The organism is Rhodococcus sp. AD45-ID (assembly GCF_003023755.1).
Lineage (GTDB): Bacteria > Actinomycetota > Actinomycetes > Mycobacteriales > Mycobacteriaceae > Rhodococcus_F > Rhodococcus_F globerula.
Genome location: NZ_PYHL01000002.1, coordinates 1642194 through 1662734, shown reverse-complemented (window position 1 = coordinate 1662734; position 20541 = coordinate 1642194). Strand labels below are relative to the sequence as shown.

General features: G+C 63.2%; 19 protein-coding genes and 2 tRNA genes. 4 read left to right on the top strand and 17 right to left on the bottom strand.

Annotated elements, in window-relative coordinates:
- Positions 1 to 12 precede the first annotated feature (12 nt).
- The 9 genes from C7T36_RS23820 to C7T36_RS23780 form a co-directional block, all read right to left on the bottom strand.
- Positions 13 to 1158, bottom strand: coding sequence for a metallophosphoesterase (locus tag C7T36_RS23820; RefSeq protein WP_045067854.1), 1146 nt, complete (start codon positions 1156 to 1158; stop codon positions 13 to 15).
- Entirely contained in the window at positions 1158 to 2819 is a 1662-nt protein-coding gene (locus C7T36_RS23815; protein ID WP_045067853.1) for a VWA domain-containing protein, read from the bottom strand. Before C7T36_RS23815 ends, C7T36_RS23820 begins: the two co-directional genes overlap by 1 nt.
- Before the next feature lie 131 nt (positions 2820 to 2950).
- On the bottom strand, positions 2951 to 5134 hold the full coding sequence (locus tag C7T36_RS23810) for a malate synthase G (RefSeq protein WP_045067852.1): 2184 nt from the start codon (positions 5132 to 5134) through the stop codon (positions 2951 to 2953).
- A 106-nt stretch (positions 5135 to 5240) separates the two neighbouring features.
- Positions 5241 to 6533 carry a trans-acting enoyl reductase family protein gene (locus C7T36_RS23805; RefSeq protein WP_045067851.1) on the bottom strand — a complete coding sequence of 431 codons (1293 nt, stop codon included), beginning with the start codon at positions 6531 to 6533 and terminating at the stop codon, positions 5241 to 5243.
- Between the two features lie 44 nt (positions 6534 to 6577).
- Complete coding sequence (locus tag C7T36_RS23800) at positions 6578 to 6991, bottom strand: universal stress protein (protein ID WP_033232182.1); 414 nt, start codon at positions 6989 to 6991, stop codon at positions 6578 to 6580.
- A gap of 144 nt (positions 6992 to 7135) precedes the next feature.
- On the bottom strand, positions 7136 to 8578 hold the full coding sequence (locus C7T36_RS23795; protein ID WP_084702887.1) for an SDR family oxidoreductase: 1443 nt from the start codon (positions 8576 to 8578) through the stop codon (positions 7136 to 7138).
- Positions 8579 to 8759: 181 nt separating this feature from the next.
- Positions 8760 to 8845 (bottom strand) — tRNA-Leu (locus C7T36_RS23790).
- Positions 8846 to 8942: 97 nt separating this feature from the next.
- Complete coding sequence (locus C7T36_RS23785) at positions 8943 to 9464, bottom strand: hypothetical protein (protein ID WP_106939800.1); 522 nt, start codon at positions 9462 to 9464, stop codon at positions 8943 to 8945.
- A gap of 106 nt (positions 9465 to 9570) precedes the next feature.
- Positions 9571 to 9656 (bottom strand) — tRNA-Leu (locus C7T36_RS23780).
- A 117-nt stretch (positions 9657 to 9773) separates the two neighbouring features.
- On the opposite strand from C7T36_RS23780, the gene C7T36_RS23775 reads away from it, so the two are divergent.
- Positions 9774 to 11126, top strand: a complete 1353-nt coding sequence (locus C7T36_RS23775) for a M20/M25/M40 family metallo-hydrolase (protein ID WP_045067849.1) — start codon at positions 9774 to 9776, stop codon at positions 11124 to 11126.
- Between the two features lie 43 nt (positions 11127 to 11169).
- A complete protein-coding gene (locus tag C7T36_RS23770; RefSeq protein ID WP_045067848.1) occupies positions 11170 to 11706 on the top strand; it encodes a YbhB/YbcL family Raf kinase inhibitor-like protein in 537 nt (178 codons plus the stop codon).
- Between the two features lie 51 nt (positions 11707 to 11757).
- Here the strand turns inward: C7T36_RS23770 and C7T36_RS23765 are convergent, their stop codons facing one another.
- From C7T36_RS23765 to C7T36_RS23755, 3 genes are all read right to left on the bottom strand, one after another.
- The gene (locus tag C7T36_RS23765; RefSeq protein WP_033231922.1) at positions 11758 to 12828 is read right to left on the bottom strand and encodes a quinone-dependent dihydroorotate dehydrogenase; all 1071 of its coding nucleotides are present in this window, start codon (positions 12826 to 12828) and stop codon (positions 11758 to 11760) included.
- A gap of 44 nt (positions 12829 to 12872) precedes the next feature.
- Positions 12873 to 13082 carry a DUF5703 family protein gene (locus C7T36_RS23760; RefSeq protein WP_138873227.1) on the bottom strand — a complete coding sequence of 70 codons (210 nt, stop codon included), beginning with the start codon at positions 13080 to 13082 and terminating at the stop codon, positions 12873 to 12875.
- A 62-nt stretch (positions 13083 to 13144) separates the two neighbouring features.
- On the bottom strand, positions 13145 to 14170 hold the full coding sequence (locus C7T36_RS23755; protein ID WP_045067847.1) for a lipoprotein: 1026 nt from the start codon (positions 14168 to 14170) through the stop codon (positions 13145 to 13147).
- A gap of 187 nt (positions 14171 to 14357) precedes the next feature.
- On the opposite strand from C7T36_RS23755, the gene C7T36_RS23750 reads away from it, so the two are divergent.
- Positions 14358 to 14759, top strand: a complete 402-nt coding sequence (locus C7T36_RS23750; RefSeq protein ID WP_045068164.1) for a hypothetical protein — start codon at positions 14358 to 14360, stop codon at positions 14757 to 14759.
- Between the two features lie 7 nt (positions 14760 to 14766).
- On the opposite strand, the gene C7T36_RS23745 is transcribed toward C7T36_RS23750, so the two are convergent.
- From C7T36_RS23745 to C7T36_RS23725, 5 genes are all read right to left on the bottom strand, one after another.
- A complete protein-coding gene (locus tag C7T36_RS23745) occupies positions 14767 to 15633 on the bottom strand; it encodes a heme ABC transporter ATP-binding protein (RefSeq protein ID WP_045067846.1) in 867 nt (288 codons plus the stop codon).
- The gene (locus tag C7T36_RS23740; RefSeq protein ID WP_033231925.1) at positions 15630 to 16715 is read right to left on the bottom strand and encodes an iron ABC transporter permease; all 1086 of its coding nucleotides are present in this window, start codon (positions 16713 to 16715) and stop codon (positions 15630 to 15632) included. Before C7T36_RS23740 ends, C7T36_RS23745 begins: the two co-directional genes overlap by 4 nt.
- A complete protein-coding gene (locus C7T36_RS23735) occupies positions 16712 to 17722 on the bottom strand; it encodes a hemin ABC transporter substrate-binding protein (RefSeq protein WP_045067845.1) in 1011 nt (336 codons plus the stop codon). Before C7T36_RS23735 ends, C7T36_RS23740 begins: the two co-directional genes overlap by 4 nt.
- Positions 17719 to 18402, bottom strand: a complete 684-nt coding sequence (locus C7T36_RS23730; protein ID WP_045067844.1) for a heme oxygenase (biliverdin-producing) — start codon at positions 18400 to 18402, stop codon at positions 17719 to 17721. Before C7T36_RS23730 ends, C7T36_RS23735 begins: the two co-directional genes overlap by 4 nt.
- A 94-nt stretch (positions 18403 to 18496) precedes the next feature.
- Entirely contained in the window at positions 18497 to 19432 is a 936-nt protein-coding gene (locus C7T36_RS23725; protein ID WP_033231928.1) for an aldo/keto reductase, read from the bottom strand.
- Positions 19433 to 19674: 242 nt separating this feature from the next.
- Here C7T36_RS23725 and C7T36_RS23720 point away from each other — a divergent pair, with 242 nt between their 5' ends.
- Positions 19675 to 20520 carry an undecaprenyl-diphosphate phosphatase gene (locus C7T36_RS23720; RefSeq protein ID WP_080711626.1) on the top strand — a complete coding sequence of 282 codons (846 nt, stop codon included), beginning with the start codon at positions 19675 to 19677 and terminating at the stop codon, positions 20518 to 20520.
- The last annotated feature ends 21 nt before the right edge of the window (positions 20521 to 20541 follow it).

The following is a 20541-nucleotide window of genomic DNA, read 5'->3' as shown; positions in this document are numbered from 1 at the left end:
CGCCGGAGACCATCAGTTCTCGCGAACGAGTTCGAGGACGGTGATCTCCGGCGGCGCGCCGACGCGCACCGGCGGACCCCACGCTCCGGCGCCGCGCGTTGTGTACAGAACGGTATTGCCGATCGTGTCCAGGCCCTGCACCGAAGGTTGTTGCAGCGGGACGAGATAGCGCAGCGGCCACATCTGTCCGCCGTGCGTGTGCCCGGACAGTTGCAGATCGATGCCCATCTCCGACGCTTCGAGCGCTTGGCGGGGTTCGTGGGCGAGCAGCAACGCAAACGTGTTCGGATCGTGCCCGTTCAGTGCTGCTGTCAGATCCGGCTCGTACGGGGCCGGTGACGTGTAGTCGTGGATACCCACGATGTCGATGGTGTCGCCGCCACGCTCGATCGACGCTCGGCTGTTACGAAGCGTGGTGATCCCCAAGGTTTCCCACACGTCGAGCCACTTGCCGCCGTCGTCGGCGTAGAACTCGTGATTGCCACTGACCCCGAAGATCCCGTCCGGCGCATGAAGATCGGCGAGCGGCCCAAGATCGGGAGCAACCTTCGCGACTGTGCCGTCCACGAGGTCACCGCCGATCGCAATCAGATCGACATTCTGCGAGTTCACGATCTCGACCACCTTGCGGGTGAAGTCGACTCCGCGGGCCGGGCCAACATGCAAGTCGGTGATCAAGGCAATCCGGTAGCCGTTGAAGCCTTCGGGCAGGCGGGCCAACGGCACCCGAATCCGGGAGACCTTCGGGTTCGACGCCTCGTACACCCCGTATGCGGCAGTGCCCAACGCCGCAACCGTGACTGCAGCGGTTGCCAACTGCAAAGTACGACGCTTCGCCGGATCCACCTCAGGTTCCTCACGGCGTCTACGCACCAGACGATTGACCCCGGCGCACACTCCGATGATCAGCAGCCCCGGAATCAGATACAACCACGAAGCCAACCAGACCCACCCGAGAAACCCGACCGGGCGGGCCCACGACGTGGCGAAGACCTCGCCGCTGCCCATGCCGATGAGCGTCAGAACGGCCAACAGCACCAATGCGGTGTCGGTGATGCGGGCCCACCGCGTCGGCATGCCGGTTGCCCGGACCAGCCTGCGGTGTAGAAACCAGGTGAGAAGCGCGAGAACAACGGCAAATACTGCGATCCGCGCCATCAGGACAGCAGTTCCGCGACTGCAGCCGACATCGCGGCGGAGTCATCCGGGTTCACGCGAATCAATGTTCCACCAGTTCTGTCGGAGACATCTTGCAGCGTGGCGGCATCGCCACTGGAACCGATAACCAGAATGTCGACCCGCACCGGGCGAGCTGGATCGGTTGCCGAAGCGATGGCGCTGAGGAGTTCGGCGCGTGTCATCGTCGACTCGTCGGTGGCAGCAGAGGTGACCAGCAGAACGGAGTTGGTTCGATCGGCGTCGTATCCGGTTGCCGCGTCTTTGTACGCTGCGGCCAGCGCGGGGTACTTCGATGATTTTCCTTCAGCGCTGAGACTGCTCACAGCGGCGGTGAGTTTGGTTCGTTGATCAGCATCGAGGGGTGCGCCGGGAACGATTACACGCTCCGCTGCCGCGGCGTCGGAACCGGGGAACGCGTGCACCGCGACGTCGGAGGCGTCCGGGCTGCGGACCAACTGAGACTCGATCGCCGCACCGGCTGCGGACAAGTTGGCGCTCATCGACGTCGAGGTATCCAGCAGGATGGTTGCGCTGCGAACGGAAACAGGGTTGGCGACAACAGCGTTCAGAGCAGTGGCAGTTTCCGCCGATGCGGGCGTCAGGGTTGAGGTGATCTGCGCGGGTTCGAGTGCACCCAGATCTGGGACACTCTTACCCTCGACGCGGAATCCGGCGTCGACGAAGATCTGGGACTGCTCCGCATCGCGCATGAACTCGGAGAACTGTGCGGCGGCGCGTGCGGCGGTTTCGTCGATTCCGCCGCCCGCGACGATCACCGCCGGATAGTCCGCGAGCGGAGTTGCGCCGCTCGGGGAAAATGCCGTCATGTCAGCGTTGGCCGACTGGGCGATCGACTGTTCGATGGCCGGGACGGCGGTGACAGTGGCAGGGGCGCCGCTGGTGAGGGCGGCTAATGCGTCGGCGGTTGTGGCGGGCGGCGCCGGGAGGGATTGAAACTGTGACGCCAGAGCGCTCAATGCCGATGTGACTTGGCTGGACTGAGCCTGTTCGAGGGTGACCGGTCCGGAACCCGCGCCGGCCACGGCCGCGGCAATTGCCTGCGTTGCCATGACGGTCTGCGGGCTGCCAACCGGAAGTGCGAGTGTTGTGTCACCGAGGGACTGCCATCCCGCGTTCGCGGACTCCAGCGAAGTTGCTGTCTCCGGCGCAACCGCCAGCACAACCGGCGAGTTCGCGATGGACCGTGGCTCTCCGTTGATCACGGCTTTACCGGACAGTGGGGCGAGTTCGAAAGAACTGGTCGGAATCCACAGATTTGGGCGCGGTCCGAGCGCGGCGGAATCCCATTCGGCGGCTGCTGCCAGGGCATTTGCGATTAATGGCGATGGAACCGCATTGATTGCAGTGGTGATGCAATGATCTCGGATCACCGGTGAAGTGTCGGTGAATCGCTTGGCCAACTGCTCGACCTGTGGGGCAATCGACGGATCAACCGTGATGTCGAGCGTCCGGTTGCCCTCGACGCACGTCCCCGCTGCTTGCTGACCTTGATCGTCGATGCGATTACCGAGGGCCTTCCACCCGAAGAATCCGGCCACGATCAGGACGACCGCCACGACAACAAGGATCGGCCCCTTACTGATACCTCTGGCGCCTGACCCGCCGCGATGTTCGCCCACGTACGCTGCCCTACCTTGCTCACTCGACGATCTCTGCCGAGAGCCAGTCTAGTGACGAATCTTCGGGGCCAACGCGAACAGCCTCGACACCGGGAGCGGCGTCGAGGCTGTTCGAGTTGAGCGAGGTGAAATCAGGCGTTGGCGGCCTTGTACTCGCGGCGGCGGCGATGCAGGATCGGCTCCGTGTATCCGCTGGGCTGCTTCGCACCTTCGAGGATCAGTTCCTTCGCGGCCTGGAAGGCGATGTTGGAATCGAAATCAGGTGCCATGTTCCGGTATTCCGCGTCGCCCTCGTTCTGGCGGTCGACAACCGGTGCCATGCGCTCGAGTGCGCTCACGACATCGGTCTCGCTGACGATGCCGTGACGCAGCCAGTTGGCGAGCAGCTGGCTCGAGATGCGTAGCGTTGCGCGGTCCTCCATGAGGGCGACATCGTGGATGTCGGGAACCTTGGAGCAGCCGACGCCCGCGTCGATCCACCGGACGACGTAGCCGAGGATGGACTGGCAGTTGTTGTCGAGTTCTTCCTTCTTCTCCGCGTCCGTCCAGTCGGTGCTGGGGGCGAGCGGAATGGTCAGGATGTCGTCGACGCTCGCGCGCGGCTTACCCTTCAGGCCGTCCTGAACCGCGAACACGTCGACGCGGTGGTAGTGCGTCGCGTGCAGGGTGGCGCCGGTGGGCGAAGGCACCCAGGCGGTGTTGGCGCCGGCCTTGGGGTGACCGATCTTCTGCTCGAGCATGTCCGCCATCAGTTCGGTCATGGCCCACATGCCCTTGCCGATCTGAGCCTTGCCCTGCAGACCGCAGGCCAGGCCGGTGTCGACGTTCCAGTCCTCGTACGCGCCGATCCACTTCTGCTTCTTCATCTCGGCCTTGCGCACCATCGCGCCGGCTTCCATGGAGGTGTGGATCTCGTCGCCGGTGCGGTCGAGGAACCCGGTGTTGATGAAGACAACGCGGTCGACGGCTTCCTTGATGCAGGCTGCAAGGTTGACCGTCGTACGACGCTCCTCGTCCATGATGCCGACCTTGAGCGTGTTCGCCGGAAGACCGAGGACCTGCTCGACACGGCCGAACAGTTCGGTGGTGAAGGCAACTTCCTCGGGACCGTGCTGCTTGGGCTTGACGATGTAGATCGAACCGGTGCGGCTGTTGTCCAGTGGGCCGTTGGCGTCGCTGATCGACAAGCCGTGGACAGCACAGGCGCTGGTGATCAACGCGTCGAGAATGCCCTCGGGAACCTCGTTGCCGTCGGCGTCGAGGATCGCCGGGTTGGTCATGAGGTGACCGACGTTGCGGACGAACAGGAGTGAACGACCGTGCAGGCTGAGTTCGCTGCCGTCGACGGCCGTGTACTTACGGTCGCCGTTGAGCGTGCGGGTGAAGGACTTGGCGCCCTTCTTGATCTCCTCGGACAGATCGCCGCGGTTCAGGCCCAACCAGTTGCGGTAACCGACGACCTTGTCGTCGGCATCGACAGCGGCGACCGAATCCTCGAAGTCCATGATCGTGGTGACCGCGGATTCGAGAACGACGTCCTTGACGCCGGCCGCGTCGGTGCTGCCGATCGGGGAGGACGCGTCGATCTGGATCTCCGCGTGCAGTCCGTTGTTGCGCAGCAGGATGCTCGTCGGTGCGTTCTTGTCGCCGAGGTAGCCGACAAACTTTTCCGGCTGGGCGAGCGTGGTGACAGTGCCGTCCGCGAGGGTGACCTTGACGTCAGTGCCCTCGATCGAGTACTTGGTCGAATCGGCGTGCGATCCCGACGCGAGAGGTGCTGCCGCGTCGAGGAATTCACGAGCCCACGCGATGACCTTGTCGCCGCGGACCTTGTTGTAACCCGAACCCTTCTCGGCGCCGTTCTCCTCGGAGATGGCGTTTGTGCCGTAGAGCGCGTCGTACAACGAACCCCAGCGAGCATTGGAGGCGTTGAGCGCGAAGCGGGCATTGAGGATCGGGACGACCAACTGCGGGCCCGCGGTTGAGGTGATCTCGGTGTCGACGTTGGTGGTCGTCACGGAGAACTCGGCGGGTGTGGGCAGGAGATATCCGATTTCCTGCAGGAACGCCTTGTATGCGGCGGCGTCGATGGGAGCGCCGGCCTGGTTGCGATGCCACTGATCGATCTGCGCCTGCAGATCGTCGCGCTTGGCAAGCAGGGCGCGGTTCTTCGGCGCGAGCTCGGTGATGACCTTGTCAGCGCCGGCCCAGAAGGTCTCGGCATCTACACCGGTGCCTGGCAGAGCCTCCTCGACCACGAAGTCGTAGAGAACCTTGGCAACCTGCAGACTGCCGACCTGAACGCGCTCAGTCATGAATAGCCTCACTTTTCCGAAATCGGAGCACCACGACGGGTGCCATGAACCACAATCAATGTTACTCGTGAGTATCTCGCAGGTGGACAGAGCCTCGATGGATACATCACAACCGGCCTGCGGAGATCTCGAAACCGCTACGACGCAGACGTTCGACCAGGACATCCCCCAAGGCTGTGGCCGGGGTGAGGACGCCTGCAGCGTTGGGTAATGCTGCGTTATCGGGCAATTCTGCGTTGCTGACAGCAAGACTCAGCGCTGATTCGCCGAGCATCACTGCGGTAGCACTATATCCCGGGTCGCCTTTGGCCCGGACACGCGAGGTGTAGCGCGCGCCCGTTGTGGTCACCGTGAATACGTCGAGGGTGAAGTGGCCTTTGCTCTGAGTTTCCTCGCTTGGTCCCTCGCCCGGGGACGGCAGAACCTTGTCGAGGAGGAAACGCGTCGGCGGCAGTGCGAGGCCTGCGATCAAGGCGCCGAGTCCCACGGCAACGCCGCCGGCGATCACCGGTGAGACCACCGACGAACCGACGTTCATCACCTCGGTGTACTTGAACTTTCGGCCGTAGGCCCACTCGCGAAGGGCATTGCTGCGTCGTACGACTCGGGTGTTGTACGACGCCATGAAGAACGGCGCCTTCCAGCCGTGCAGCGACGGATCGATCTTTCGGCCGTCGACCACCGTGGCGTCGCTCTGCTTGCCGAGATCGGGTTCGCTGGCGCGATCGGGGCTCAGCGAGTACGGCGAGGCCGCGAGTTTCCGCAACCGTGCGTCGTGTTTCGACACGTCGATCTGCGTGCGGAGTGAATCGATGGTCCCGCCGCTGACGCCGCCGCGCAGTGACGTGACCACCAGCGTGGTGTCCGTCAACTCCCCGGCGCCGTCCGCTTCGATCAGCTTGTGAAGAACATGGACTCCAAGATCGGAAGGGACGGAATCGAAGCCGCACGAATGGACGATGCGGGCACCTGTCGACACGGCAAGTTCGTGATTGGCGTCGATGCTCTCGCGGTGGAAGAGAACCTCACCGGTGAGGTCGACGTAATGGGTTCCCGCGGCGGCGCATTCGTGAACCAACTGATGGCCGTACTTGGCATACGGACCGACCGTCGTAGCTACGACGCGCGTTCGTTCGGCAAGCGCCTTCAAGGCGGTCGAATCATCGGCGTCGGCGACAACGAGGGGGAGTTCGGCTGCCGCAGCACCCAATCCGGCCCGCACTGCGGTCAGCTTCTCGAGGGAACGCCCGCCGAGGCCGATCTTCGTTCCGGCGGGTGCATGCTGAACGAGGTATTCGGCAAGGAGTTTGCCGACGAAGCCGGTAGCTCCGTAGACGATGATGTCGAGTTCGCGCTCGGGTCGACTGTCGATATTGCGGTCACTCACGGGTCCGGTCATGTAGTCAGCCTACAAATGCGGGACCCGAATGCGTGTGAGTGAGCTCACTCCGCAGGTAGTGGTTCCTTCACGACGAGGATCGGAACCTCGACTTCGAGCAGTAGCCGCTGCAGCGGGCGCTCGAGTAGGAACTTGCCGATCGGGGACATACGACGCGTTCCCACGATCAACAGATCGGCTTCGACGGCATCGACCAACTCGACCAGCGCGGTCACCGGATCGCCGTCGTGTTCTGTGGTGCGGAGCTCCCACGGAGTCTGCGCAAATCCTCCGGCGTCCAGTGCCGATTGGATCTCGCCGCGCAAAGCCGCGCTGTCTTCGTCAGTGTCCGGGACATTGACGTCGTCGAGTACGTGCAGCACGACAAGTTGCTCACGCCGATTCACGGATTCTCGTGCTCCGTGGACAATTGCCGCGCGGCCCTCCGGGCTGTCCTTGTGTACGACGGCAATCGTCATGGTTCCTCCGAGGCAGTGGGCAGTGTCGGGGTCCATTATCGCGCGGTATCGCCGGGCACTACCTCAAATGCGGTACTCGACACGGCGTATACGGGGTGTCGAGATCGCCACATCGAGACGGTGAGGTGTGTGAGGTCACCTCTCTCACCAGGGTGAGGGCTTGTAGTCCTTGAGGAAGCAGCCATGGATGTCGACGCCCAGTTCGCCCTGAACGATGGGGTCGTAGACGCGGGCGGCGCCGTCGACAAGGTCGAGCGGAGCGTGGAAACCCTCGTCGGCGAGGCGCATCTTGGTGAAGTGGGGGCGCTCGTCGGTGATCCACCCGGTGTCGACGGCAGTCATGAGGATGCCGTCCTCGAGCATTTCCTTGGAGCTGGTGCGAGTGAGCATGTTCAGTGCTGCTTTCGCCATGTTGGTGTGCGGGTGACCAGGACCCTTGTACGCGCGGCTGAACTGGCCTTCCATCGCGGAGACGTTCACGACGTACTTACGACGCGCTGCTGCTGCCGCCATCGACGGGCGCAGGCGCGAGACGAGAATGAACGGGGCAACCGAATTGCAGAGTTGCACTTCGAGAAGCTCGATCGGATCAACTTCCTCGACGGTCTGAACCCAGCTGTTGGTGTGTGCGAGGTCGGGGAGGAGTCCGCCTGCATCAATGGCGATGCCCTGCTCGATGCGATCGGGCGACGCTGATTTCGCGACCAGCGCGAGCGAGCTGACTGCGTCAGCGGAGAGATTTCCGGACGTGATGGCTGCGACGTCGGACAGTGAGCCTGCGAGCGCTGCGGGATGCGCGTCGCTGGTTTTGCCGAAGGTCACGACATCGGGGAGTTCGCCCGCCGGCAGTGCGCCGGATTCGGCGTCGACCAGAGCGCCGTACGCGCCGGGGGAGCGGCGCACGGTCTGGGCGGCGTTGTTGATCAGGATGTCGAGAGGGCCTTGTGCTGCAACGGAATCGGCAAGGGCGACTACCTGCGCAGGGTCGCGGAGATCGATGCCGACGATGCGAAGGCGATGAATCCAGTCGGCGCTGTCTTCCATCGCTTTGAAGCGCCGGATCGCGTCGTTGGGGAATCGCGTGGTGATCGTCAGGTGGGCGCCGTCGCGCAGGAGGCGAAGCGCGATGTACATGCCGATCTTGGCGCGGCCACCGGTCAGGAGTGCGCGGCGTCCGGTCAGGTCTGTGCTGGCGTCACGCTTGGCGCGGGAAGTTGCGGCGCAGTCCGGGCACAACTGGTGATAGAACGCGTCGACCTGGGTGTAGCGCTGCTTGCAGATGTAGCAGGGACGCGCCTTGATAAGGGTGCCCGCGATTGCCCCGGCAGTGTTGGACGTGATGGGGATGCCGGCGGTTTCGTCGTCGATTCGATCCGGTGATCCCGTCGCCGTTGCGGCGACGACACTGCGGTCGGCTTCGTTGACCGCCGCACGCGAGGCGAGGCGACGCTTCTTCTTGAGTCGTTTGAACAGATGGCCGACGGCACGCTGCATGATGATCGAGTCGGGATGCTCGTCGTCGAGTTCGGCTGCTTCGCGCAGAACCTTCAAGCAGATTTCGAGTTCTGCGGGGTCGAGTCCGGCCAGTTCTGCTCCCGCAGATTCTGTATCCGTTACGTCGAACTGCCGTGTGTCTGTATCCACGTGAACTTCTGTTCCATCTCGATCGCCGCTCGCGCGGTCTGTTCCCGGTGTGGGAACTTGGCCTTTTACGAGAAAAGCTCCGGTTCAATGAACCGGAGCTTTTCCTGTCTGTCTCAACACAGAGTGTCCGAGGGGGGACTTGAACCCCCACGTCCGTTAATAGGACACTAGCACCTCAAGCTAGCGCGTCTGCCATTCCGCCACTCGGACTCGGCCCCGATTTCTCGGTGCTGGGAAAGAGTATCCGATGCTGTCCCGCTCTCCCAAATCGCGTCGGCGGTGTGGACGTTTGTCCTGTTCAGGCGTGTCAGCTGCCGCTGCCGAATGGTCCCGGATTCGGAGCGACGGGGTAGGCCGCGACGTCCATGATCACCGAACCGTCGCAGGGCCCGCCGTAGATGTCGGTGCGCCACGAACCGACCAGGGTGCCGTCTGGCTGTGGCGTGTAATAGGCCAAGGAATGAGCCGGCGCCATCACTTTGGGTACACCCTCACCCTGATAGCAGTCCCATTCCCAGTCGTATGGATGAACCCAACTGGTGCCGTCCCACGTGTATTGCGCAGGCTGAGGCAAAGTCGGATTAGCCGGCGCCGGCCCGGCGATCACGGTGGCGACACAGGGTTCGGCGGAGCAATCGGTGTCGAAAGTGTAGATATCGGAGAAGTCCGGTTCCCACTGACTCGCCGCGAGACTGGTGCCGGTTTTCGAGGCTGCGAACCGCTTGACCGAGTAGTCACCGTCCCAGGTCTGCGTAGCGGCTCCCGCCGGCATTGCCGTGACGATCACGGACGTACCGAGCAACGCTGCGACCAGCAGTGATTTGCGCATAAACGAAGTCAAGCACACGGAATGTCCGGATTTCCGGCATTCGGTACATAGTGAACAAAAAATGACCCCAGCTTGATCAGCTGGAGTCATTGGTTGTTTATTCGAGTGTCCGAGGGGGGACTTGAACCCCCACGTCCGTTAATAGGACACTAGCACCTCAAGCTAGCGCGTCTGCCATTCCGCCACTCGGACTCGGCCCCGATTTCTCGGTGCTGGGAAAGAGTATCCGATTCGGTGAGGTTGCCCAAATCGCCAGGTCGGACCACGTCCATGCCGCCGCGGCGGGTGTTTCGGTGGTAGGAAAGTGACATGTCCTTATCGCCGAATAACTCAGGTCCTTCTCGCGCCGAAAGCGAAGTTGTCGAACTTGTCAGCTCACTGATCCGGTTCGACACATCCAATACGGGAGAACTCGAAACAACCAAGGGTGAACGGGCGTGCGCGGAATGGGTCGCCGCCCAACTTCAGGAAGTGGGATACGAGACCGAGTACGTCGAATCCGGCGCGCCCGGACGCGGCAATGTGTTTGCCCGGTTGAAAGGCGCCGAGTCCGGCCGTGGGGCTCTCATGCTGCACGGGCACTTGGACGTCGTCCCGGCCGAGCCCGCCGACTGGAGTGTTCACCCCTTCTCCGGCACCGTGCAGGACGGTTACATCTGGGGACGTGGCGCCGTCGACATGAAGGACATGGTCGGGATGATCCTGGCCCTGGCGCGGCAGTTCAAGGCAGAGGGAACAGTGCCGCCGCGTGATCTTGTGTTTGCCTTTGTCGCCGATGAAGAGGCGGGCGGCAAGTACGGCTGCCAGTGGCTTGTGGAGCACCGTCCGGATCTGTTCGAGGGCGTCACCGAAGCAGTCGGTGAAGTGGGCGGATTCTCGCTGACCGTTCCGCGTCCGGACGGAACCGACCGTCGGCTGTATGTCGTGGAGACCGCGGAAAAGGGACTTGGCTGGATGCGGCTCACCGCAAAAGGCCGAGCCGGACACGGCTCCTTCCTGCACGACGACAACGCAGTGGCAACGTTGGCCGGTGCGGTGGCCCGCCTGAGCGCGCATGAATTCCCGATCGTGATCTCCGATTCGGTCGCGGAGTTCCTGACCGCGGTCGGCGAGGAAACCGGGCTCGACTTCGACCCGACGTCACCGGACATCGACGGGACACTCGCGAAGCTGGGGAGCATCTCCAACATCATCGGTGCAACGTTCCGCGACACCGCCAATCCGACCATGCTCAAAGCCGGTTACAAGGCGAATGTCATTCCTCAGACAGCCGAGGCTGTCTTCGACTGCCGTGTGCTTCCCGGCCGTCAAGCCGAGTTCGAGCGCACCGTCGACGCCCTGATCGGACCCGACGTCACCCGAGAGTGGATCACGAAACTCGACTCGTACGAGACAACGTTCGACGGTCATCTTGTCGACGCGATGAACGACGCAATCCTGGCCCATGACCCAGGCGCGCGCACTGTGCCGTACATGCTCTCCGCGGGCACCGACGCAAAGGCCTTCGCGAAGCTCGGGATTCGGTGCTTCGGGTTTGCGCCGCTGCAGTTGCCGCCGGAACTCGATTTCACCGCGCTGTTCCACGGCGTCGACGAGCGGGTGCCGGTGGACGCACTACTGTTCGGAACACGCGTGCTGGAACATTTTCTCCGCAATTCCTGAACGCGTGGACAGTCACCGAGTACAAGAAACAGAGAGGATTCGCATGGCTTACGATCCGTACGAACCATTGCCGAAGCTCCCGAGCTTCGAGCTGACCAGTGAAGACATCACGGCCGGTGAGCCGCTGAAACTTGCGCAGGCGAGTGGCGCTTTCGGCGTCCCCGGTGGGCAGGACATCTCGCCGCAGCTCTCCTGGTCGGGTTTCCCCGCTGAGACGAAGAGCTTTGTGGTCACCGTGTTCGATCCGGATGCTCCGACGGCGTCGGGATTCTGGCACTGGGCCGTAGCGAACATTCCCGCTTCGGTCACCGAACTGCCTGCCGGTATCGGCAGTGCGGACAGCACTGACCTTCCCGCGGGAACCGTGACTCTGCGCCACGACGGCGGCGGATTCGGCTTCATCGGTGCAGGCCCGCCTCCCGGGCACGGCCCGCATCGCTACATCGTCGCGGTACACGCGCTCGACGTGGACAAGCTCGACGGAGTCACGGCTGATTCCTCGCCGGCATTCCTCGGGTTCAACGTGTTCCAGCACGCAATTGCGCGTGCAACGCTGACCGGGACGTTCGAGGTCGCATAACGCACTGTGTGCCTTTGTTAACCGCCCGCGGTTAACAAAGGCACACAGCGTTCAGCGGGGGTTTTCCGCCCCGACGGCCTGGCTGATCGACGAGAAACCAGCCGCGCGAACACGCTTCGCGATTCCCTTGTGAATGCTGCGCGCCCAGAACGGGCCGCCGTAGATGAAGCCGGTGTAGCCCTGCACCAAGGTTGCACCTGCAAGAATCCGCTCCCACGCCTGATCAGCTGTTTCGATACCGCCGACAGAGATGATGGTGAGCTTGTCGCCAACCCGCGCGTACAGCCGGCGAAGTACCTCGAGTGAACGGTCCGCGACGGGAGCGCCCGAGAGTCCACCGGCGCCGATCGCGGCTACCTCCGCGTCCGGGGTTTTCAAACCGTCACGGCGAATTGTGGTGTTCGTGGCCACGATGCCGGCCAACCCGAGTTCGATCGCCAGGTCGGCGACGGCGTCGACGTCCTCGTCGGACAGATCAGGCGCGATCTTCACCAGCACCGGGATATGGACCGTATCGAGTACGGCCTGCAGGAGCGGGCGCAGCGACTCGACGGCTTGCAGGTCACGCAACCCGGGGGTGTTCGGTGAGCTGACATTGACGACCATGAAATCGGCGAGCGGCCCGAGCAATTGGGCGCTGGCGGTGTAATCGGCGGGCGCGTCCGCGGCGTCGACGATCTTGGTCTTGCCGATGTTCGCGCCGATCGGCACAGTGACTCGGCGCTGACGGAGGAAGTTCGCGGCATGTCCGGCGCCGTGATTGTTGAATCCCATCCGGTTGATCAGTGCACGGTCGGCAGGCAGTCGGAACAGTCGTGGCTGCGGATTGCCGGGCTGAGCCTGAGCGGTGACGGTGCCGATTTCAGCGAATCCGAAACCGAGCGGACCCCAGGCGTCGACGCCGGTTGCATCCTTGTCGAAGCCCGCGGCCAAACCGAGTGGGGCGGGAAATGTCAGTCCGAATGCCTGACTACGTAGTACCGGATCGTCGAGAACAAGAACCTTCGCCACGAGCCACCGGATCGGTGCAAACCGAGTCACCAGTTTCATCGCGGTGAAGGCCAGGTGGTGGATGCGCTCCGGGGGTAGCCGAAACATCAGGCTCAAGAGCAGTTGGTACACGATTCTCCTGCTTGTCTGGTGAGATCTTCGATGAAACGGGCGGCTCAGTGAGCAATGCCGTCCGGGTTGTCCACGTGCAACGGTGTCTTCTTGCGCCGCAGAAGGACCCGACGGCTGCCGTCGGGATAGAGCCGCACCTGCGAGAGTTCCCAACCGCCGAACTCCGCGGAAATTGCCAGGCGCATCGACGCCGTCACTCGTGAGACGTGGGGCGGAAGTTGCAGCGGCAGATAGTCGAACACATCGTCGGACATGTCCCACTGTGGTGACGGAGTGCGTCGCAGATGTGGCGATCCACCGTTGTGCCGCTGCATCGTCAGCCGTTCCGAGTGGGGATGACCTGCACGCCGTCCCCGGTTGCGGAACCGACGACGAGAGTTCCGGTGCTCGAATCGACCGCGAGAGAGTTGGGCTGACGAACGGTGTTGAATCGGTTCGTTTCGACCGGGATGCCCGACGAGAGGTCGAGTCCGACAACTTCGTTGGTCCCGGTCAAGCTCACCCACACACGATCGGCGGTCTCGTCGTATGCCACTGCGTACGGCGAATCGCCGACCGGGAATCGCTGGCGCAGGATGAGGGAATCGGCGGTGAAGACCAGCAGTTCGTCGCCGGTGGTGTCGGTGACGAGAATGCGACCGAAATGGTCGGTCACGAGGTGCGTCGCACCTTCTCCGGCGCGCAGTGCTGCGCCGAGTCGGTCTTCGTCGAGGTTGATATCCGTCAGTGAGGTCTGACGATGATCGAGGGCGCTCAGGTTGTCGCCGGTGACGGCAAGTTCGTCGACCGATGCAAGGCCTGAAATAGTTTGTGACTTATCAGAACTCGGATCGACAACGTGAACTGTGCCTCGCTCGGTTCCGATCGCGATGCGGCCATCGGGCAACTCGACAGCGGAGTTGGCCGGGTCGGGGGAGGCGAAGGACGTCTGTTCGCCGGACGTCAGATTCAGCTTCACAACCTGGTTGTCCATGGACAGCAGTGCGTTTCCGTCGGACGCGATCGACACGTCTCGGATGTTGCCGTCGATGCTGATGTTGCGACCGGCCGCAGCCGGGCCTGCGGACTCGACCTCGTCGGCCGCGACGATCCGAACGGCGGGCGGATCCTGCGATACGAGAAGTACGTTGCGCGTAACCGGATCAAATGTGATGGAATCGATCCGACCCGAATACGGATGAACGACGCCGTCCAGAGAACTTGTCGTGGCAGGCGATACGACGGCGGTGGCCGGATCAATTGTCTGGAGCTTGGTGCCGTCGCTTTCGGAAGAACATCCTGTCACCAGCATCAACGCCGCCCCCATCGCTGCTGTGGTGGTGCGGAGCCCAATGCGAGTCATGGTGTTGAATCCTCGTTTTCTACTCGAGACGGTGTTTCAGCGGAACGCGCCTGCACTCGATCATCCCTGATCGCTGCGAATCGGTTTTCATTGCATCGAAGTGCAACGGTCATTCCGTCTGCTGTTCGCACGCGATACCGTACAAATACGGATTTCCGCGCACGCGGTAATCCTCGAGGAGATCACTGTGATTCCTGTCGAACCCACCGAATCCGCTGCGGAACGACCTGGCGGATCTTTCGGCGATTTCGAGATCGAAGATATTTCGGTAGGACCCTATGCCCACGGTTTCGGCAGGTCGGAGGGGCGAACTTTCGCGTTTCGTGTCCGCAAGAGTGTGCTGTACGTCGAGGTGTATCGCGATTATTGCGAGCGCACCGTGCCGAGTTCTGACGACGTGATTGCCACGGCCAATCGTTCGGTGACCGATATCGATCTGACCGATGAACGCAGCATTTCTGCTGTGGTGCGAGACGCAGTACATTCCGCTGAGTCGGATTCGTCACATTCTCCGACTCGTGGTTCCGGTGTGACCACGTTGCGCGGAGTGCTCGATCGGCTCGGTTCGATCATCGATTCCGTTCGTTGACGCCGGCTTACTGATGCTGCGTGCTGCGGGAATCGCGCCGCGGGATCACCAGCGTCGCGCCGCTCCGTGGGTGGGCGAACACCTCCACGGGATAGCCGTAGACACGGGTGAGCAGATCTTCACGTAGAACCGACGCAGGTGGACCGTCGGCGGCAATGCGGCCGTTCTCGAGGACGACTATCCGGTCCGCGTAGGCGGCGGCCAACGCCAGATCGTGGAGAACGACAACGACGGCGTCACCGTCGGCCGCGCGGCTGCGTGCAACGGACATGACCGCTTCCTGATGCCCGAGATCAAGCGCGGCCGTGGGCTCGTCGAGCAGAACCGTCGACGTTTCCTGCGCCAGAACGCGGGCGAGTGCAACCCTCGCCTGTTCGCCGCCGGACAGCGCCGCAAACGGCCGATGGGCAAACGCTTCGACGTCACAGGTTTTCATTGCCGCCGCGATGGCGTCGCCGTCGCGTTCCTCGCGGGCGGTGCCGGCCCACGGCGCCCTGCCCATCGTGACAACCTGCGCAGCGGTGAACGAGAAGCCGATGGTGTGTTTCTGGGGGAGTACGGCGCGTCGCCTGGCCATGTCCAAGGGTGTCCAGTGATTCAGGTCGGTTCCATCGACGTCGACGCGGCCGGCGACAACGGGCTGATCGCCCGACAGTGCCGCGAGGAGCGTCGACTTGCCTGCGCCGTTCGGGCCCACGAGAACAACTACCTCGCCGGCGCGAACGTCGACGCTGACGCCTTCGAGGATGTTCCTGCCACCGCGCTCGACGGTGATGTCCCGCGCTTGCAGCGTGATGTCACCGCTCTGCGGACTCGACGGTTCGGGTGGCGTTCGTCCGAACAGTTCGCGCCAGTTCCGGGCGATGCTGCTCATGCCCACCCACCTTGTTGTGAACGGGTGCGTCGGAGGAGCCAGAAGAAGAAGGGTCCGCCGACCAGTGCCGTGAGCATGCCGAGCGGAAGGTCGGCGTTGTCGATCAGGGACCGGGATCCGAGGTCGGCAAGTAGGAGAACCAACGCGCCGGTCAGTGCGCTTGCCGGGATGAGCGCGCGGTGACCTGGACCGACGACGATGCGCATGAGGTGGGGGACAACCAGTCCGACAAACAGGATGATGCCGGTGAAGGCAACGCTCGCCGACACCAGTAGGGCGACGATCAAGACCGCCAGCTGCCGCAGCCGTTCGACGTTGACGCCCAGGTGCCTGGCGGCATGTTCGCCGAGGGCGAGGAGATCGAGACGCGATGCGATCGCCATAGTCGCGGCGATTCCGACAACGGTCATCGGTGCGACCACCAAGACCGAATTCCACGTAGCGCCGTTGAGGCTGCCGAGTTGCCAGAACACGATCTGATCGCGTGCCGACGGGCTGGCGATGAAGGTGAAGAAGGCGATGAGTCCGCCGGCAAACGCGTTGACCGCCACACCGGTCAGGACCAGGGTGACCACTTCGGTCCGGCCTTCGTGGCGCGCGAACAGGTAGACGATTGCCGTGGTCAGGAGTCCGCAGACAAACGCTGCGGCTGCAATGGCCCAGCCTGCGACGAAATTGCCGCCGACCACGATGACCGCGCTGGCGCCTACCGCTGCGCCGGAGGACACGCCGATCACACCCGGCTCGGCCAGTGGATTGGCAAAGACGCCTTGAAGCAGGGCGCCGGAACATCCGAGAGCTGCGCCGACGCAAATAGCCAGAACGACGCGAGGGAAGCGCACTTCCCAGAGCGTGACTTCACCGCTGGGGTGGGCGGGCATCGGGCCGATGTCCAGACCGATGCGGTGCATGATGCTGCCGAGTACCTCGAGCGGCGAGGTCGGCACCTGACCGATACACGCGGAGAGCACGGCGACGATAACCAAAGCGACTGTGAGCCCGATCAACACCCCGCTCACCCGTGAGCGCGATGTCGGTCGTGGTGCCGATTTCTCGACTGCTTTATCTGTTTCTGTACTCACGAATCAGCGGGTCCGTAGATTGCTTCGGCGAGCGATTGCATCACTCGCCCGGTGTTGGGGCCGAAGCTGAGCAGCACGCCGTCTTCCATGTCGACGACCCGCTGGTTCTTTCCGGCCGGGGTCTGGGCGATGCCCGGGATCTTCTCGAGACCGTCGATCCCGCCGATGGACGCGAGACCGTCGGTCATCATCAAGAACGCGTCGGGCGCTGCCGCGATGAGTGCTTCGCTGGTGATGGGAGCAAATTTCTGCGTGATGCCCGACGCTGTTCCGGCGTCGACGGCGCCGAGTGCTTCGATGAGTGAATCGGCTCCGGATCCGTCACCGCCGATCATGGTGATCGCCGATCCGCGGAGGTAGAGGAACGCGATCTTCAGGGGATCTCTGTCATCGGGGACCAGGTCGCGCGCAGCGGCGATTTCGCCTTCGGTCCGGTTGACCAAGGCCTTGCCCTGTTCCGGTACACCGAGGGCGTCGGCGACTGCCTGGATTTGTGCCGGGACACCTTCGAGGGTGCGGGTGGGATCGAAGAAGACGACCGGAATCCCGGCTGCCCGCAGTTGGTCCTGCACACTCTGTGGGCCGATGCTGGTATCGGTGAGAACGACAGTCGGGTTGAGATCGAGGATCGCTTCGGCGCTGAGCGACGAACCGCCCACCGTCACTACCGGTACGTCTTCGACAGCCGGGAACTTGGCGGACGTGTCACGCCCGACCAGGTTGTCCCCGAGTCCGAGTGCGACCGTGGTTGCGGCAAAGGTTCCGTACCTGTCGGCAGCGATGATTCGACTGTTGTCCGTGATCGTGACGGGGACGCCGTCGAAGCCGGTGACTGTGGTGGGCAACGCGGCGACCGGATTTTCACTGACCGGTGTGGGACTGGAATCCTCGAGTACCGCAGTGCGGGCCTGCGTCGAGCCGCCCCCGTCGTTCTCCGCCGACCCACATGCGACCAATCCGAAACCGGCAACCGCAACCAGTGCGGCAGCGGCCCACCGCTTGCTCATTTGACGAGGTAGCTCTCGATGTTGCCCTCGAGGTCGGCAAACAGATCACCGTTGAGGCGGTAGGCCAGGTTGACCTCGTCGATGAACTTCTGCTGGTCTTCGGGAGAAATCGAGAGCGCGTCGAGATTTGCGCGGTACGCGTCCTTGAACGGCTTGGGCTTGGGGATGCCGTCGAAGATGTAGAAACGCAGGCCGTCGGTCTCGAAACCGTACGCACGCTCGAGCATGCGGCGGATGATCTGGCCGCCGGACAGGTCGCCCATGTACCGGAGGTAGTGGTGCGCGACGAAGTCGGCCGGCGAGTCGAAGGCAACTTCCTGCAAACGCGCCACGTAACGCTGCGTTGCCGGCAGGGCCTCCAGGCTCTCACGCCAGTTCGGTCCGCTCAGGAACTCGAGATCGGCTTCGAGTGCCGCGACGCGGAGAAGATCGTCGGAGAGGAACGGGTTGACCAGCGCGTTGTCCGCGTGTGCACGACCGGCTTCTTCGAGGCTTGTGTAGACCAGGTACGTCTGTCCCAGTAGCGCCGCGTATCCGGCGGTGGTCAGTTCGCCGCCGAGGAGAGCGCCGACAAACCGTGACTGCTCGGTTTCGCGGTGCGCTGCATCGGTCTCCGCCTTGATGCGTTCGGAGAAGGCCGACGCGTCGGCGGGACTGTGGTCTACGTCAAGCGTGGTCATAGGTTCTCCTCTAGCTAAGGAACGTGTTATCTACTAGGTTAGCCTGCCCTCGCTAAATGGGTAATTCGGGTATTTCGTCGAGTGAGACCGCAAGTTACGCGCTCACGTCGTCGAGTGCAGCAGCGATCGCCGCAGGCAACTCCAACTCCTCGGCTACCAGTACACCCGTCAATTGCGCGAGATCCCGAGTACCGACGACGGCGCTGGCAACTCCGGGGCGATCGCGAGCCCAGGCGAGAGCAACAGCCAACGGTGAGGTACCCAGACCGTCGGCGGCTGTAACGACGGCGTCGACAACCCGGACCGACGAATCCGTGAGGTAGCTCTGCACGTGGTGGGAATGAGCGTCGTCGGCGCCGCGGGAATCGACGGGAATCCCGCCGCGGTATTTACCGGTGAGGACACCGCCGGCGAGGGGGACAGCGGCAAAGACTCCGACGCCGTGGTGTGATGCGGCAGCAAACAATTCCTCTTCGACGCCTCGCGCCAAAAGGGAGTACTCCGCCTGAGTGGCGGTGAGAGATGTTGTGCCACAGGCGCCGACGGCCGTAGCCAACTGCCACCCGAGGTAGCCGCGCACGCCGACATAGCGCACTTTGCCGCTCGAGACCGCGTAGTCGAGAGTTGCAGCGACCTCGTCGACCGGGGTCAGCGGATCCCAAGTCGCGACTTGCCACATGTCGAGGTAGTCGGTGCCGAGTTCGCGCAGTGTGGCGTCCAATTGGCGGAGCAGGCCTCGCCGCGAGCAGTCGACGCGATCCGTGCCGATCGGGTTGGGATGGATCCCCGCGCTCGAGCTGACGATCAGTTCGTCGCGGGGGACGACGTCGTCGAGAAGTTCGGAGAGGAGTCGTTGAGCCGCGCCGTCACCGTACGCGGGGGAGCTGTCCACCAGGGTTCCGCCGGCTTCCGCAAATGCCAGAAGTTGTGCGGCGGCCTCGTCCCCGTCGGTGTCGCGTCCCCAGGTGAGCGTGCCGAGTCCAAGTCGCGACACCCGAAGTCCGCTCGTTCCGACTGATCTGTGTTTCATCAATGCCGTCCATCTCACGCCCGACCCGGGAGCGTACGTCGCACCCGGGAGTTCTCACCACGTGCAGACTAGTGGTCACCCGACCGAACTCGGGGGATTCGGGCATCAGCGTGCCGGGCGCGGCACGTCTGGCGGTGCACCGGTAGCGTGACGCCAGTGAAAAGTGAACTCGCCCCACGAAACTGTTGTGTAGTAATCCCATTCGAATCAGTGCAGTTCGCATCAGTCCGGGCGGTTCTCTGATGGGTGAGGCGATGACATGGCTACAGGCCATGGTCCTGGGGCTCGTGCAGGGATTGACCGAATTTCTTCCCGTCTCGTCGTCGGGGCATCTGCGCATCGTCTCGGAGATCTTCTTCGGAAGTGATGCCGGTGCGTCCTTCACCGCGGTGACTCAGCTCGGCACCGAACTCGCGGTCCTGATCTATTTTGCGCGCGATATCGTGAGGATCATCACCGCGTGGTTCCGAGGGTTGTTCCACGCCGAGCATCGCGGCGACCTCGACTACCGGATGGGCTGGTACGTCATCATCGGCACGCTGCCCGTCGGTATTCTCGGGTTCCTGTTCAAGGACCAAATCCGTACCGGCGCACGAAATCTGTGGCTGATCGCCACAATGCTGATCGTGTTTGCGCTCGTGATCGCCGCCGCCGAGTACTACGGACGTAAGTCCCGACCCATCGAGTCCCTCACGGCGCGTGACGGCATCATCATGGGTTCGGCGCAGGCGCTCGCCCTCATCCCCGGAGTGTCGCGTTCGGGTGGAACCATCAGCGCCGGTCTGTTTCTCGGACTGACACGTGAGGCCGCCGCACGCTATTCGTTCCTGCTGGCGATCCCGGCGGTGCTGGCGTCGGGACTGTTCAGCCTTCCCGATGCCTTCGAACCTGCGGGTGAGGGACTGAACGCCAGTGGCCCCCAGCTGTTTGTCGCGACGGTGATCGCGTTTGCGGTCGGCTATGCGGCCATCGCGTGGTTGCTCAAGTTTGTGGTCAATCACTCGATGTACTGGTTTGTCGGCTACAGAATCGCTCTCGGCGTAGTCGTCCTTGCGTTGCTGGCCACAGGGGTTGTGTCCGCGACATAACGCCGGTTTCGACGTCGACCG